The organism is Aequorivita marina (assembly GCF_031631895.2).
Lineage (GTDB): Bacteria > Bacteroidota > Bacteroidia > Flavobacteriales > Flavobacteriaceae > Aequorivita > Aequorivita marina.
This window is the reverse complement of record NZ_JAVMBW020000004.1, coordinates 172,227-187,118: the sequence shown is the minus strand read 5'-3', so window position 1 is coordinate 187,118 and position 14,892 is coordinate 172,227. Positions and strand designations below refer to the sequence as shown.

Here is a 14,892-nt window from a genome sequence, read left to right as displayed (position 1 = left end):
TTTTTAATATTTTTTCTAAAGTTTTTAAAGAGCGTTTCGCTTTGTAATTCAGCGCTGGGCTGTTGTCCTAAGCGGGTGCAAATATAGAACGCTTTTCAATACCCACAAACTATTTTAAACGTTTTTTTAAAGTATTTTTTTCAAGACAACGCAAGTGACTGAAAACTCAGCGCTTATGAGAAAAGAAAAAAAACAAGGGTTTATACCTTAATATATATACATCTGCAAACAACAATAAACCTACTCCGCATCATTCGCTTCAAAATAGCCAAGGAATATCGATAAATACTAGGGTTTCACATACCACAAACAATCCCCCTACTCCTATTTATTTCTTCATACCTTAGTCACGATACAGCACATTTGAATTGCCTAACACTATAAAACCCTTTAATAACAGAACTACTTCCGAAGAAAAACGCTAACATCTATATTCATAACCACAGCAGAAAGTTTATACAGAATCATATTTTAGCTTCCAGTGATCATTTCCGAAGAACACATTTTTAAAACCCAAAAGGGCTACCAAGAGGTAATTGCTACAAAAATAATTCTGGATTACTCATTATAGTATATTGCAAAACCCTGAAACTAATACTATCTTTGCAGCCTAAAATTTTTCAGTATATGATAGCCATTACCTTACCAGATGGAAGTGTAAAAGAATTCGATGCCGGAGCTACTCCAATGGATGTAGCCAAAAGCATAAGCGAAGGCTTTGCCCGAAACGTTATTTCGGCATCCTTTAACAATACAACGGTTGAAACGACAACCCCTTTAACCGAAGACGGCAATCTCACACTATACACTTGGAAGGACGAGGAAGGCAAAAAAGCCTTTTGGCACTCTTCTGCCCATATTCTGGCACAAGCACTGGAAGAACTATACCCTGGTATAAAACTTACTATTGGCCCAGCCGTGGATAATGGTTTTTACTACGATGTAGATTTTGGAGACCACTCTATTTCAGACAAGGATCTAAAGCAGGTTGAAGACAAGATGATTGAAATTGCACGTGGAAAACACGAGTTTTCGCTACGTGAATCTTCTAAAGCTGATGCCTTAGCTTATTATAAGAAGCAAAACAACGAATATAAGGTTGAGCTAATTGAAAATCTGGAAGACGGAACGATAACCTTCTGCGACCATGACACATTTACAGATCTTTGTAGAGGAGGCCATATTCCAAACACAGGAATTGTAAAGGCCGTTAAGCTTATGAGCATTGCTGGGGCTTATTGGCGTGGTGATGAGAAAAACAAGCAGTTAACCCGAATATACGGAATAAGTTTTCCGAAGAAAAAAGAACTAACCGAGTACCTTAATCTCTTAGAAGAAGCAAAAAAGAGAGACCATAGAAAGCTTGGAAAGGAATTAGAGCTATTCACTTTTTCACAAAAAGTTGGACAAGGGCTTCCGTTGTGGTTACCCAAAGGAGCCGCATTGCGCGAAAGATTAGAATCCTTTTTAAAGAAAGCCCAGAAAAAAGCAGGATACGAAATGGTTGTATCGCCGCATATAGGGCAAAAAGAGCTTTATGAAACTTCTGGACATTATGAAAAGTACGGGGCAGACAGTTTCCAGCCCATATTAACACCAAGTGAAGGAGAAGAGTTTCTTCTAAAACCAATGAACTGTCCACACCATTGCGAAATTTACAACAGCAGGCCATGGTCTTATAAAGATTTGCCGAAGCGTTTTGCAGAATTTGGCACTGTATATAGGTATGAACAAAGTGGCGAACTTCATGGTTTAACCCGGGTTCGTGGGTTTACACAAGACGACGCCCACATTTTCTGTATGCCAGATCAATTGGATGAAGAGTTTAAAAAAGTTATCGATTTAGTACTTTATGTGTTTGGCTCATTAGGTTTTGAAAGCTTCCACACACAGGTCTCTTTACGCGATCCAGAAAACCCTGACAAATATATTGGAAGTACTGAAAACTGGGACAAGGCCGAAAAAGCAATTATAAGTGCTGCCGATGCAAAAAACCTGGACTATAAGATTGAATATGGTGAGGCTGCATTTTACGGTCCAAAACTAGACTTTATGGTGAAGGACGCACTAGGCAGAAGCTGGCAGTTAGGCACAATTCAGGTGGACTATAATCTACCCGAGCGCTTTGAGCTGGAATACAAAGGAAGCGATAACGAAATGCATCGCCCGGTAATGATTCACCGCGCACCTTTTGGAAGCATGGAGCGTTTTGTAGCAATTCTCTTAGAGCATACCGGCGGAAATTTTCCACTTTGGCTCATGCCAGAACAGGTAAGTATCTTATCTTTAAGTGAAAAATATGAAAAATACGGTCAAAAAGTTTTAAATTTGCTTGAGAATGACGAAATTCGCGCCCTTGTTGACGACCGAAGCGAGACCATTGGCAAGAAAATTAGGGAGGCCGAAATGAATAAAATCCCTTATATGCTCATCATTGGTGAGCAGGAAGAAAAAGATGGTACGGTTTCTGTACGTAAACACGGGGAAGGCGACTTGGGCACTATGACCACGCAAGCCTTTTCAGAATTGATTCAGAAAGCAATAAAAGAAGAATCGAAAGAATTTAATGTTTAACTAAATATTTTTAGCCATAGCAATACGAAGAAAAAGAAGTAGAGGACCTGCAAGGGTAATTAAGGAAGATCAACACAGAATAAATGGAAAAATTCGTGCTGAGGAAGTCCGCGTTGTAGGTGACAATGTAGAAGTGGGAATTTATCCCTTAAAGAAGGCGCGCGAAATTGCGGCAGAACAGGAACTTGATTTGGTAGAGATATCTCCAAATGCAAAACCGCCAGTCTGTAAAGTAATAGACTATAAAAAGTTTGTTTACGAGCAAAAAAAGCGTGAAAAAGCAATAAAAGCGAAAGCCACGAAAGTTACCATCAAGGAAATTAGGTTTGGACCCCATACCGATGACCATGATTACGAGTTTAAGAAAAACCACGGTGAAAAATTTTTAAAGGATGGCTCCAAATTAAAAGCCTATGTATTCTTTAAAGGTCGTTCAATCATCTATAAAGATCAAGGAGAAATACTATTGCTTCGCCTTGCTCGTGATTTAGAAGAATTCGGGAAAGTAGAGCAAATGCCAAAACTTGAAGGTAAACGAATGATTATGTTTATCGCACCGAAGAAGAAATAGGAATCACAGAGGGCCAAGTGGCGACTTGTCCGTACAGGTTTTCAAAATGAATACAATACTAAGATCCAAAAATTTGGATTTACAAGCCTCCTATGCGCAAATGCTGCGGAGTATATAAAAAGAAACCCTCCTTCGCTAAAGCTACGGAGGGCTAAGAAGCGAAATAATTAATAATAAAGTAGAAACATGCCGAAACAAAAAACAAAATCTAGTGCCAAAAAGCGTTTTAAGCTAACGGGTACAGGTAAAATTAAAAGAAAGCATGCGTTTAAAAGCCACATCTTAACAAAGAAGAGCAAAAAACGTAAAAAAGCATTGACCAAAATGGCGTTAGTTCATGAGGCCGATGAAAGCAATGTTAAGCAAATGCTTCGTTTGAAGTAAGACTGTTTAACCGGTTAAAACAATTATTTAAACCCTGGAGTAGTGCATAAAAAGAGTTATGAGTTATGTCCCGATAGCTATCGGGAGAGTTCAGAATATTGAATTTTGAATCTTAAATCTTGAACTTTAACCGCCTGCTACAAAACACATTAAAATTATGCCAAGATCAGTAAATTCAGTTGCGAAGAGAGCCCGCAGAAAAAAGGTTCTTAAACAAGCCAAAGGATACTTTGGAAGACGTAAAAACGTTTATACGGTTGCAAAAAACGCTGTTGATAAAGCAATGCTTTATTCATACCGTGACCGTCGTGTAAAAAAGAGAAATTTCAGATCCTTATGGATCACTCGTATTAACGCGGGGGCAAGACAGCATGGAATGTCTTATTCACAATTTATGGGAAGTTTAAAAAATAGTGGAATCGAACTTAACCGTAAGGTTTTAGCAGATTTAGCTATGAACCACCCAGAGGCTTTTGCCGCAATAGTAAAAAAAGTAAAATAAGACATTAACTATATTATTTCGCTTAAAAGACCGCTTCAGAAATGAGGCGGTTTTTTTATGCCCCTGCTTAACTTAATGAGAATCCGTATCTTCGTTTAAAACAGATGCAATGCGTTGCCTTAGTTATTTTTTATTAATGGTGCTTATAGTTTCCGGAAACTCGCTTTTCGCACAGCAAGAAAGCGGGAAACACTATAAGATTGACCGCTATGAATCTATTTATCTTCCGTTGGGGAAAATATCCTTTGCAGATAGGCTTGTATCATTTGAGGTTGGATCTCCGCCTCCCATTCAAAAATTTAGAGATAGCATTCAATGCTTGCACGAACCCAACTATAAAAATTACCGAACGCCCAACTTCCTTTCCTTAGGCTGTGGAGGAATACTGACCGTAGAATTTACGGATAATGGGTTTATGAACTTACCAGGAAATGATCTGTATATATTTGAGGTAGGCCCTTCCCGAGAAGCAGCTAAAGTGGAAATTTCCGCAAACGGAATTGATTGGCTATATGCCGGGAAAATAGCTGGCGGGAAATCTGCCATAGACCTTAGTGACGAAAATATAGATCAAGAAACCGTTTTTTACTTTCTTCGAATTATCGATCTGAAGGAATTGTGCCGAAGCAAATCTGCCGGTGCCGATATTGATGCTATTGGAGCAATAAACAGCGTAATTAAGCTCACAATTAACGCCGATGTTCTCTTTGATGTTGCAAAATACAATCTAAAGGAAACCGCCGTTCGCATTCTGGATTCGTTGGCCCACAATATTCAAAAAATAGATAAAGCTACAGTTTTGATTGAAGGCCATACCGATAGTGATGGGGAAGCAGCGTATAATATGGTGCTTTCTAGAAATAGAAGTATTTCGGTAAAGAATAGGCTTAGCAGTATTTTTGGTAAAGATGCCCTTTATGACTTTGAAATTAAGCCCTACGGTGAAAGCAAACCCCGAGTACCAAATAACTCCGATGCGAACAAACAACAAAACCGACGGGTAGAGATTACTGTTTTGCCGCCCAAGGATTATTATGAAGGGCTAAAATAGAGGTGAGTGGTGAGTGGTGAGTGTGAACTTTTTTTCTATTTTTTTAAACTAGTCGTGTCCGACTAAGATATAAGACCGCTGCGCTGAAAGACATAAGACGTAAGACTTGCTTTTTAATAGATTGAAAACTAGATAAAATTGATTAAACATACTTTTTAATTGATAAATTTTGATGCTAAGTATAATAGCATGCTGTCATTAAATAAAAAATATTCTAATTGCCTATTATCTGTGACTCAACAAATTTTCTCACTCTTTTAATCGGACACTAATGTTTTTAAACACTCTTAGTTTTACATTATCTTTTAACTTCACGTCTTCTGCTTTTTCTTCTTCGCCGCAGGAAATAAAACATTGTTTAAAATAAGCCTATATCCAGGTGATTTTGGGTGGAGCGCCAACTCTGTGGGGGCATCGCCTACTCTATGTTGATAATCTTCGGGGTCGTGACCGCCGTAGAACGTAAAAAATCCTTTCCCTTTTATACCGTGGATATAGCGGGCTTCGCCGTTGGTTTTATTTTCGCCCATAACAAGTACATTGGCCTTAACCTGATCGCTGGCATAAGCCGTTGTCTGCCCCATAAAACCCTTGACCAAGGCCGTGTGGTTTTGACACAACATTGTAGGAATAGGATCCCACTTTGCCGAATAATCCATTAGTGTGAAATAGTCGGTCTCTTTTTTAATTCGTCGTTTGTTAGTCATATCAATACTAGAAAACTCGTAAACCATTGGACTTCGCTCCAGAATGAAATCTGTAAAGGCAAAAGTTTTACCATAATCTATCTTATTTTGATAATTTGGCTCACTGGGGTCGCCGTCAAACATGGGTTCGCAAATATCTACGCCTTCGGCAGAAAGGGCAATATCAAAACTATCGGTTGCGCTGCACATAGCGAACATAAACCCACCTCCTACTACATAATCGCGAATTTTGTGCGCCACGGCCAACTTTTCTTCAGATACTTTACTATACCCCAAGCTTGCGGCTAGTGCTTCTGCGTTTTTTTTCTCTTCAATATACCACGGCGTAGAACGATAGGCACGGTAAAACTTTCCGTATTGTCCGGTAAAATCTTCATGGTGCAAATGCAGCCAATCGTATAAAAGCAATTGATCTTCTAAAACCTCTTTGTCATAAATTTTGGTATAGGGAATCTCGGCATAGGTCAATACCATAGTTACAGCGTCGTCCCAAGGCAAGTTTCCCTTAGGCGTATAAACTGCTATTTTAGGCGCCTTTTCAAGAACCACGGCATCCATGTTTTTTGATGGGCTGCTAATAGTGGTAAGAATCTGTTCTGTTTTACTATTTGAAACCACTTCAAAAGAAACACCTCGAATTTGACATTCTCTTCGTGTTTCTGGTGAATCTGGTAGAAGGAATGAACCACCTCTATAATTGAGCAACCACTTTACCTTTTGGTTTTTTTCCAATACCCAGTATGTAATTCCATAAGCTTTTAGATGTTCTTTTTGACTCTCAGCGTCCATAGGAATAAGAATATAGGAGGCGAATGAATTTATGGAAAATAAAAGCAGTAATAGAAGTGGAATTTTTTTCATCATAGTGTAAAGATAGTAACAAATTTTAAGCCAGGTAATTGGAAAGCGGTATTATCGAAAAATGGTTAAATTTAGGCTGCAGTCAATTTTTTTCTGACATTTTCAGCAAGAAAAGGTTAAAAAAAATAAAGATAGGTTAAACTCAAATCCTATTATCTGAGTGTAAATAGATTAGCAAAAATATGAAAATTTCAAAAAGCTAAAGTTTCTCTAAAGCCCTGTATTCATTGACTTTTCTCTTCTAATTTTGTGCTACAATAAAAAATAAAAACAGTAATTATGAAAAAGACATTTTTAATTTTAGCAAGCTTTTTTGGCATTGCTACGGCTTCAGCACAATCTGATAATACCGGTTTTGACTTTGGTGTTCGCGGGGGTGTTAACCTTGCTAATATTGCCACTAGTAACGATTTGGACTCACCTGATAGTAGAACGAGTTTTTACGCAGGTGTAGTTGCAGAACTTCCGTTACATGAACGTTTTTCATTACAAGGGGAGGCATTTTATTCTGGACAAGGATTTGAACGTGATTTACCTGTTATAAATACAACAGTACAATATAAAGCAGATTATATTCAAGTTCCTTTATTGGCCAAATTTTATATTGTTAAAGGCTTAAGTATCGCCGCTGGACCACAATTTGGATTTAAGGTAAATGAAAAAATAGATTACATCACAAATAATAACGATACGCAATTTACCGCAGATGGCCTAAAAACCTTCGATATGCAAGGAACAGCTGGTTTGGAATATAAATTAGACAACGGACTATTTATACAAGGAAGATATTCTTACGGATTCTCAGACTTAATTAAAGACAATAGTATCAATACCTCTGTATTTTCAGCAGGTTTGGGGTATATGTTTTAAGGCGAATCTAATTTAATATACCGATTTCAATAAACGAGGGCCAAGAAAATTCTTGGCCCTTTTTATTAATAATTAGTCGTGTCCGACTAAGATATAAGACCGCTGCGCTGAAAGACATAAGACGTAAGACTTGCTTTTTAATAGATTGAAAACTAGATAAAATTGATTAAACATACTTTTTAATTGATAAATTTTGATGCTAAGTATAATAGCATGCTGTCATTAAATAAAAAATATTCTAATTGCCTATTATCTGTGACTCAACAAATTTTCGCACTCTTTTAATCGGACACTAATGATTAATAATCTATTTTTATACCTTCTACTAAAATGGCACATCGCCTTCATCGTCTCCGGAAAGGTCATCATTCATCGAACTCCCGAATGCTTCATTAGCCGAGGGTAGGTTTTGTGTTTTAAAGGTATCGTCGTTTGCCGCATCATTCATACGGGAATGGATTTCGGTTGGGGAATGAGTGCCAAAAGTTTCCAAATTCTCGAATTTACCTAAGTTTCCTACGAATTTAAGGCGTATTTCATCCAAACCACCGTTACGGTGTTTTGCCACAATAAATTCTGCTTGTCCTGCAGTTGGTGTGTGCTCTTCGTCATCCCATTCGTCTATTTTGTAATATTCGGGACGGTAAATAAAAGACACAATATCTGCATCCTGCTCAATAGCTCCAGACTCACGTAGATCTGACAGTAACGGGCGCTTACTACCACCACGGGTTTCAACTGCCCTTGAGAGTTGTGATAGTGCAATTACAGGAATATTCAATTCCTTTGCCAGTGCTTTTAAGTTTCGAGAAATGGTCGATATTTCCTGTTCACGGTTTCCTCCTTTTTGGCTTCCTCCTGCCGTCATTAACTGCAAATAATCTACAATTATAAGCTTAATATCGTGCTGGGAAGATAATCTTCTAGCCTTGGCGCGTAAGTCGAAAATTGAAAGCGAAGGAGTATCATCTATAAACAAGGGTGCTTTTTCAAGACCTTTTACTTTAACGTTAAGCTGTTCCCATTCGTGTTTTTCAAGATTACCGGTTCGCAATTTCTCTGAACTCAGCAGGGTTTCGGAAGAAATAAGCCGTGTAATAAGTTGTACGGACGACATTTCCAAAGAGAAAAACGCAACAGGAATATTATGCTCCACCGCCATATTACGTGCCATAGAAAGCGTAAGTGCCGTTTTACCCATACCAGGACGTGCAGCAATAATAATAAGGTCACTGGGCTGCCAGCCTGAAGTTAACTCATCTACTTTGGCAAAACCAGACGGCACTCCAGAAAGACCTTCTTTGTTTGCTATTTCCTCAATGCGTTTCTTGGCCTGGATAACAAGGTTCTGAGCAGTTTCTGAAGATCGTTTAATATTACCTTGCGTAACTTCGTATAACTTTGCTTCGGCCGTATCTAAAAGATCAAAGACGTCTGTACCTTCATCATAGGATTCTTCAATTATCTCGTTTGAAATTTTAATCAAGCTTCGTTGAATATATTTCTGAAGAATAATACGCGCATGAAACTCAATATGCGCTGAAGACGATACTTTTTGAGTAAGTTGGATTAAGTAAAACTCCCCGCCTGAAGCTTCGAGCTTTTCCTGTTTCTTTAATTGTGTAGAAACGGTTAATAAGTCTACCGGTTGACTGTTTTCGAACAGATCGTAGATAGCTTCGAATATATGTTGATGGGCTTGTTTATAAAAAACCTCAGCATGTAAAATATCTATTACCTCATCGACACCTTTTTTGTCAATCATTAAAGCGCCGAGCACAACCTCCTCTAAATCAATAGCCTGAGGCGGTATTTTACCTTTCTCAAGCGAAATGATTTGCGACGGTCGCTTTGAATAATTAGTTTGAGGTTTAATTTTTTCCATTACGCGAATGTAAATAAAATGTTAGGAGGAGCACATGGTTTTTCAAGTTACGATATTAACCATCCTTCAACAATTGAACTGTTGAAAACTCCAAAATATTGTTGATAACCCGTAAAAAAATCCGAGGCTCCCGCTTCGGATTTACGCTATGATAAGCTATGATTAGATTTAACCTTTGTACTCGCCCATTTCTAAATACTTATCCATTCTGGTTTTCACCAATTCATCTGGGGATAACATTTTTAATGTGTCGTAATACTTTTGAATTACTTTGGCAACGGTAGAAAAGGTTCCTTCTCTATTGCTGTGTGCACCGCCAAGAGGTTCTTTAACAATTTCATCGATAAGCTTCAGTTTTTTCATATCTGTAGCTGTAAGTTTTAGTGCCGCGGCAGCTTGTTCCTTATACTCCCAACTTCTCCAAAGTATGGAGGAGCAGCTTTCTGGCGATATTACCGAATACCAAGTATTTTCAAGCATTAGCACCTTATCTCCTACTCCAATACCCAATGCACCACCACTGGCTCCTTCCCCAATGATAACGACAATAATAGGCACTTTTAGGCGCGTCATCTCCAAAATGTTGCGTGCAATTGCTTCTCCTTGTCCTCGTTCTTCCGCTTCCAAGCCAGGGAAAGCACCTGGGGTATCTACAAAACACACTACAGGTAGATTAAACTTTTCTGCAGATTTCATTAATCGAAGTGCTTTTCTATAGCCTTCTGGGTTTGCCATTCCAAAGTTTCTATACTGGCGTGTTTTGGTGTTGTATCCTTTTTGTTGTCCAAGAAACATATAGCTTTGGTCGCCAATCTTTCCGAGGCCACCAACCATGGCTTTGTCGTCTTTAAAGTTGCGATCTCCATGAAGCTCCAAAAATGAATCACCACAGATTGCATTAATGTAATCCATGGTATAAGGTCTATTGGGATGCCTAGAGAGCTGTACACGCTGCCAGGGCGTTAGGTTTTTGTATATTTCCTTTTTGGTCTCTTTTAGTTTTTTTTCTATCTGCTTACAGGTGTTGCTTACGTCCACATCACTTTCTTCACCAATCAGGCAAGCTTTATCAAATTGCTCTTGCAATTCTTTTATAGGGAGTTCAAAATCAAGATATTCCATAATTTATTCCTTCTTTCTTTTTGTAGCGGTTGAGCTACAAAGATAAAATTTTGTTTTAGGTGTTAGTCAATCTTCGTCTTTTTCTTTCTTGGGTCATTTTAATAATGCCATTGGCAATTACCGTAAGCAGAATAATCCCTGCGCCGTAATAAAACTGCGGGCTCATATTCTCTGAGTCGCCCAAAATAATAAGGGCCAGCACTATACCATATACTGGTTCCATATTGATGGTTAACATTACGGTATAGGGGCTTAACCATTTCATTACATGTATGGAAGCTATAAAGGCATAAGCTGTACAACCCGAAGCCAAAATTACAAGATATATCCAATCGTGGGCTGAAACAGTGAAAAATTCTACAGTAAATTTTCCCGCAAAGGCCAAATATATGGTAATGCCCAGAACGCCAAACATTAACTGATAAAATGAAATTGTTGAAGCTTTATACTTTAGCACGAACCTTCCGTTGATTACTGAAAAAAGCGCACTTAAAAATGCTGCAATAAGCGCCAAAACAATTCCCAACGTATAAGAAGTCTCCACATCAAAGATAACATAAAGTCCGGCTATTACCACGATGCCAAATAACACTTCGTAGGCAATAATTTTTCTTTTGTATATAATTGGTTCCAGTAAGGAAGTGAAAAATGCTCCCGAAGACATTATAGCAAGGGTTACCGAAACGTTTGAAACCTTAATAGCGCCGAAAAACGTGAGCCAATGCAAGGCGATAATGATTCCTGCCAGAGCAAACCCCAATAGCGCTTTAACTGAAAATTTAAGGTTTTCTTTTCTGAATTTCAAAAACACAAAAATGATAAGCGTTGCCATCAACATTCTGTACCAGACCAACGGAATGGCCTCTAACGAAATGAGCGCGCCCAAAACCGCTGTAAACCCCCAGATAAAGATTATAAAATGAAGATGTAGGTAATTGAGAAGCTTATCGTTTGGCATTTCTTAAAAGGTAAATAGCTAAGATGGCAAATACAAAATTAGGGAACCAGGTAGCAATAAATGGCGAAAAGTCACTTTGTTCAGCCATCGTACCAAAAACCTTATCAAAGAATATAAAAACCATTCCAATTGTAATTCCTATCGCAAGGTTTACCCCCATTCCGCCCCGGCGTTTAACCGAGGATACTGCAACGGCAATTATAGTAAGAATATATGCAGATACGGGTAAACTCCAACGTTTGTAACGCACCACTTCATAGCGGTTTATATAGGATGAACCACGTGCTTTTTCTTTTTCTATAAAATCATTGAGTTCTGTAAAATTTAAAGTTTCGGCTATATAGTTTACAGGGGTTAGGTCTTCCATGTCAAAGGAAAAAACGGTATCCAATTTCGATTTTGTTTCCAGGACATCGTTCCGCTCTCCTATCTTTCTTTTGGAATAATTATATAGCGAATACGTGCTGTCTTTCTCTATAAACCTAATTCGGTCAGCAGAAATCTTATATGTCATTTTATTGCCTTCAAAATGCTCTAGGGTAAAATTACTCCCTGTTTTTTCCTTCACATTAAAATAGCTTACATAAATATAATCATTTTCATTTATCTGGGTATACACATTGCTTTGCTCCCTAGCCTGCTTTCCCTTTTTAAGGTAGGTATATGAAAATTCGTTAAACCCCTTACTGGCATTGGGCGCTAAATACATACTAAAAACAAGAGCGGCAATACAGACGATTGTAGCACCTATTATATATGGGCGTAGAAACCTGTAATACGAAACGCCACTGCTCAAAAAAGCGACAATCTCGGTATTATTTGCCAGTTTTGATGTAAACCATATTACCGACAAGAATAAAAACAGCGGAAATAACAAGTTGGCAAAATAGATGGTGAAGTGGTAAAGGTATATGAGCACTTCAGACAAAGGCACCTCGTTTTCCAGAATCTTATCAATCTTTTCTGCCAAATGGACCGTTATACCAATGGGAACAAACAGTAATAAAAGCAGCGAGAAGGTGCCTAAATATTTTTTAAGTATGTATCTATCAAGTATGCTGAGCATGCTACAATCTTTGATCTAACTTTTTTACCATGCCATTTTTCCATTCGGCAAAATTTCCTTCCAAAATATGTTTTCTGGCTTCGCGAACCAACCATAAGTAAAAACCGAGGTTGTGAATAGTCGCTATTTGTCTTCCTAACATTTCGTTTACGGTAAATAGATGCCGAAGATACGCTTTGTTATACTCCGTATCTACCCACGTAATACCCATAGGGTCAATTACCGAAAGGTCGGCTTCCCACTTCTTGTTTTTAATATTGATAATTCCTTCAGAAGTAAAGAGCATTCCGTTTCTACCGTTTCGGGTTGGCATCACACAGTCAAACATATCAACGCCCAATGCAATATTTTCAAGAATATTCACTGGTGTACCTACCCCCATTAAATATCGGGGTTTGTCCTTAGGAAGTATATTTGTTACCAAAGAAGTCATTTCGTACATTTCATCTGCCGGTTCGCCAACGGAAAGTCCACCAATGGCGTTTCCTTCTGCTCCTACCGAAGCAACATATTCAGCAGATTGAATTCGTAAATCTTTGTACGTGCTTCCTTGTACTATAGGAAATAAGCTTTGGTTATAATCGTACTTTAAAGGTGTTTTCTCTAAATGATTGATACATCTATCCAACCAGCGATGCGTCATGTGCATAGAGCGTTTTGCATAGTTGTAATCGCAAGGATAAGGCGCACATTCATCAAAGGCCATAATAATATCGGCACCAATGCTGCGTTGAATCTCCATTACATTTTCTGGTGTAAAAAAGTGGAAACTTCCGTCTATATGGCTTTTAAACTTTACACCTTCCTCCTTTATTTTTCTGTTGGCAGAAAGGGAATACACTTGATACCCACCACTATCGGTAAGGATATTTCGGTCCCAATTCATAAACTTATGTAGCCCACCTGCCTTTTCAAGCACAGGGGTCTTAGGTCTTAGATAAAGGTGATAGGTGTTTCCCAGAATAACATCTGGGTTAATATCCTCTCTCAGCTCCCGTTGATGCACCCCTTTAACGGTCCCAATGGTACCAACCGGCATAAAAATAGGTGTTTCAATTACCCCGTGGTCTGTGGTAAGCGTGGCAGCACGGGCACTGCTTAATTTATCTGTGGCTTCTAATTTAAAGTGCATTCAGCAATTTTTATTGAGGTGCAAAGATAACGGTTATTAAATTCCAAATTGCAACTTCCAAATAACAAAATTCTTAATGCTCTTATTATAATGACAAATGCTGATTAAAACCTCCTTCGGTCTTTTTGCATCGTACATCGGGTAATATTCTGTTAACAAAAGCCTCAAATCGTTGATAAAAGCATAAGTTCCAACTTTGAAGACCGCTATGAAAAGCTTACTTTTGAAATCGAAAATTAAAATCAATTATGGCAGATTATAAAGCACTTGAGGATTTGGTCATCCAGGTTCGAAGAGATATTTTAAGACAGGTACACAAGGTTAATTCTGGACACCCAGGCGGATCTTTAGGTTGTACCGAATTTTTCGTTGCCCTCTATAAAGAGGTAATGGAACGCAAGGAAGACTTCACCATGGATGGAAAGGACGAAGATCTATTTTTTCTTTCAAACGGACATATTTCACCCGTTTTTTACAGTGTTTTGGCACGGTCGGGCTATTTTCCCGTAGAAGAATTAAACACGTTTCGCTTACTGAATTCACGTTTACAAGGGCATCCCACTACGCACGAAGGCTTACCAGGCATTCGCATGGCATCTGGCTCATTAGGTCAAGGTATTTCGGCTGCAATAGGTGCTGCATCAACCAAAAAGATTAATAAAGACAAGCATTTGGTTTATACACTCTGTGGCGATGGCGAATTGCAAGAAGGTCAAAACTGGGAAGCAATTATGTATGCTGCAGGAAACAAAGTGGACAACCTTATTGTAACGGTAGATTTAAACGGACAACAGATTGATGGTTCTACCGAAAATGTTCTCCCTCTGGGAAATTTGAAAGCAAAATTTGAAGCTTTTGGATGGGACGTGATGGACATTGAAAAAGGAAATGACATAGAAGCGGTTATCGCTGGAATGAAAGAAGCCAAGAAAAAAACCGGCAATGGAAAACCAGTTTGTGTGTTGCTGCATACCGTTATGGGCAATGGCGTTGATTTTATGATGCACACACACGCATGGCACGGAAAAGCACCGAACGATGAACAGTTGGAAGACGCACTTTCACAAAACCCGGTAACCTTGGGAGATTATTGATCTCATCTATAAGAAGGAGAAAAGTAAATGAAAATTCAATTTAAAGTATAACTTAGAAAGTCCCTCCATTAAAACTGATGGAGGGTCCAAAAAGATACCCGTATTCGCGGGCAAT

The 14,892-nt window shown here is 38.5% G+C and carries 13 protein-coding genes; 7 read left to right on the top strand and 6 right to left on the bottom strand.

Annotated features, from left to right (window positions below; translation table 11 throughout):
- Positions 1 to 627: 627 nt before the first annotated feature.
- The 5 genes from thrS (at position 628) to QPK98_RS08035 (ending at position 5,082) form a co-directional block, all read left to right on the top strand.
- Positions 628 to 2,574 carry a threonine--tRNA ligase gene (gene thrS / locus QPK98_RS08055; protein ID WP_310992663.1) on the top strand — a complete coding sequence of 649 codons (1,947 nt, stop codon included), beginning with the start codon at positions 628 to 630 and terminating at the stop codon, positions 2,572 to 2,574.
- A 58-nt stretch (positions 2,575 to 2,632) separates the two neighbouring features.
- Entirely contained in the window at positions 2,633 to 3,145 is a 513-nt protein-coding gene (gene infC / locus QPK98_RS08050) for a translation initiation factor IF-3 (protein ID WP_310992666.1), read from the top strand.
- A 186-nt stretch (positions 3,146 to 3,331) separates the two neighbouring features.
- Positions 3,332 to 3,529 (top strand): 50S ribosomal protein L35, encoded by a 198-nt coding sequence (gene rpmI, locus QPK98_RS08045; protein WP_310992661.1) that lies wholly within the window; start codon positions 3,332 to 3,334, stop codon positions 3,527 to 3,529.
- A 157-nt stretch (positions 3,530 to 3,686) separates the two neighbouring features.
- The gene (gene rplT, locus QPK98_RS08040) at positions 3,687 to 4,031 is read left to right on the top strand and encodes a 50S ribosomal protein L20 (RefSeq protein ID WP_310992660.1); all 345 of its coding nucleotides are present in this window, start codon (positions 3,687 to 3,689) and stop codon (positions 4,029 to 4,031) included.
- 109 nt (positions 4,032 to 4,140) lie between these two features.
- Positions 4,141 to 5,082 (top strand): OmpA family protein, encoded by a 942-nt coding sequence (locus QPK98_RS08035; protein WP_310992659.1) that lies wholly within the window; start codon positions 4,141 to 4,143, stop codon positions 5,080 to 5,082.
- 311 nt (positions 5,083 to 5,393) lie between these two features.
- On the opposite strand, the gene QPK98_RS08030 is transcribed toward QPK98_RS08035, so the two are convergent.
- Positions 5,394 to 6,650, bottom strand: a complete 1,257-nt coding sequence (locus QPK98_RS08030) for an asparagine synthetase B (RefSeq protein WP_310992665.1) — start codon at positions 6,648 to 6,650, stop codon at positions 5,394 to 5,396.
- A 279-nt stretch (positions 6,651 to 6,929) separates the two neighbouring features.
- On the opposite strand from QPK98_RS08030, the gene QPK98_RS08025 reads away from it, so the two are divergent.
- On the top strand, positions 6,930 to 7,520 hold the full coding sequence (locus QPK98_RS08025) for a porin family protein (protein ID WP_310992657.1): 591 nt from the start codon (positions 6,930 to 6,932) through the stop codon (positions 7,518 to 7,520).
- A 325-nt stretch (positions 7,521 to 7,845) separates the two neighbouring features.
- Here QPK98_RS08025 and dnaB read toward each other — a convergent pair whose 3' ends face one another.
- From dnaB to tgt, 5 genes are all read right to left on the bottom strand, one after another.
- Positions 7,846 to 9,405: a replicative DNA helicase gene (gene dnaB, locus QPK98_RS08020; protein ID WP_310992656.1), complete on the bottom strand. Its 1,560-nt coding sequence runs from the start codon at positions 9,403 to 9,405 to the stop codon at positions 7,846 to 7,848.
- Between the two features lie 168 nt (positions 9,406 to 9,573).
- On the bottom strand, positions 9,574 to 10,527 hold the full coding sequence (locus tag QPK98_RS08015) for an acetyl-CoA carboxylase carboxyltransferase subunit alpha (RefSeq protein ID WP_310992654.1): 954 nt from the start codon (positions 10,525 to 10,527) through the stop codon (positions 9,574 to 9,576).
- Between the two features lie 55 nt (positions 10,528 to 10,582).
- Positions 10,583 to 11,485 (bottom strand): DMT family transporter, encoded by a 903-nt coding sequence (locus tag QPK98_RS08010; protein ID WP_310992653.1) that lies wholly within the window; start codon positions 11,483 to 11,485, stop codon positions 10,583 to 10,585.
- A complete protein-coding gene (locus QPK98_RS08005; RefSeq protein WP_310992652.1) occupies positions 11,472 to 12,551 on the bottom strand; it encodes an LptF/LptG family permease in 1,080 nt (359 codons plus the stop codon). Before QPK98_RS08005 ends, QPK98_RS08010 begins: the two co-directional genes overlap by 14 nt.
- Before the next feature lies 1 nt (position 12,552).
- Positions 12,553 to 13,683: a tRNA guanosine(34) transglycosylase Tgt gene (gene tgt, locus QPK98_RS08000; RefSeq protein WP_310992651.1), complete on the bottom strand. Its 1,131-nt coding sequence runs from the start codon at positions 13,681 to 13,683 to the stop codon at positions 12,553 to 12,555.
- Positions 13,684 to 13,931: 248 nt separating this feature from the next.
- Here tgt and QPK98_RS07995 point away from each other — a divergent pair, with 248 nt between their 5' ends.
- Entirely contained in the window at positions 13,932 to 14,777 is an 846-nt protein-coding gene (locus tag QPK98_RS07995; RefSeq protein WP_310992650.1) for a transketolase, read from the top strand.
- The last annotated feature ends 115 nt before the right edge of the window (positions 14,778 to 14,892 follow it).

What these genes read in the sequence shown, in the direction of transcription:
- dnaB (WP_310992656.1), bottom strand. Translation starts at nt 9,405, where the DNA reads ATGGAAAAAATTAAACCTCAAACTAATTATTCAAAGCGACCGTCGCAA.
- QPK98_RS07995 (WP_310992650.1), top strand. Translation starts at nt 13,932, where the DNA reads ATGGCAGATTATAAAGCACTTGAGGATTTGGTCATCCAGGTTCGAAGA.
- QPK98_RS08030 (WP_310992665.1), bottom strand. Translation starts at nt 6,650, where the DNA reads ATGAAAAAAATTCCACTTCTATTACTGCTTTTATTTTCCATAAATTCA.
- QPK98_RS08005 (WP_310992652.1), bottom strand. Translation starts at nt 12,551, where the DNA reads ATGCTCAGCATACTTGATAGATACATACTTAAAAAATATTTAGGCACC.
- tgt (WP_310992651.1), bottom strand. Translation starts at nt 13,683, where the DNA reads ATGCACTTTAAATTAGAAGCCACAGATAAATTAAGCAGTGCCCGTGCT.
- QPK98_RS08025 (WP_310992657.1), top strand. Translation starts at nt 6,930, where the DNA reads ATGAAAAAGACATTTTTAATTTTAGCAAGCTTTTTTGGCATTGCTACG.
- rplT (WP_310992660.1), top strand. Translation starts at nt 3,687, where the DNA reads ATGCCAAGATCAGTAAATTCAGTTGCGAAGAGAGCCCGCAGAAAAAAG.
- QPK98_RS08015 (WP_310992654.1), bottom strand. Translation starts at nt 10,527, where the DNA reads ATGGAATATCTTGATTTTGAACTCCCTATAAAAGAATTGCAAGAGCAA.
- thrS (WP_310992663.1), top strand. Translation starts at nt 628, where the DNA reads ATGATAGCCATTACCTTACCAGATGGAAGTGTAAAAGAATTCGATGCC.
- QPK98_RS08035 (WP_310992659.1), top strand. Translation starts at nt 4,141, where the DNA reads ATGCGTTGCCTTAGTTATTTTTTATTAATGGTGCTTATAGTTTCCGGA.
- rpmI (WP_310992661.1), top strand. Translation starts at nt 3,332, where the DNA reads ATGCCGAAACAAAAAACAAAATCTAGTGCCAAAAAGCGTTTTAAGCTA.
- QPK98_RS08010 (WP_310992653.1), bottom strand. Translation starts at nt 11,485, where the DNA reads ATGCCAAACGATAAGCTTCTCAATTACCTACATCTTCATTTTATAATC.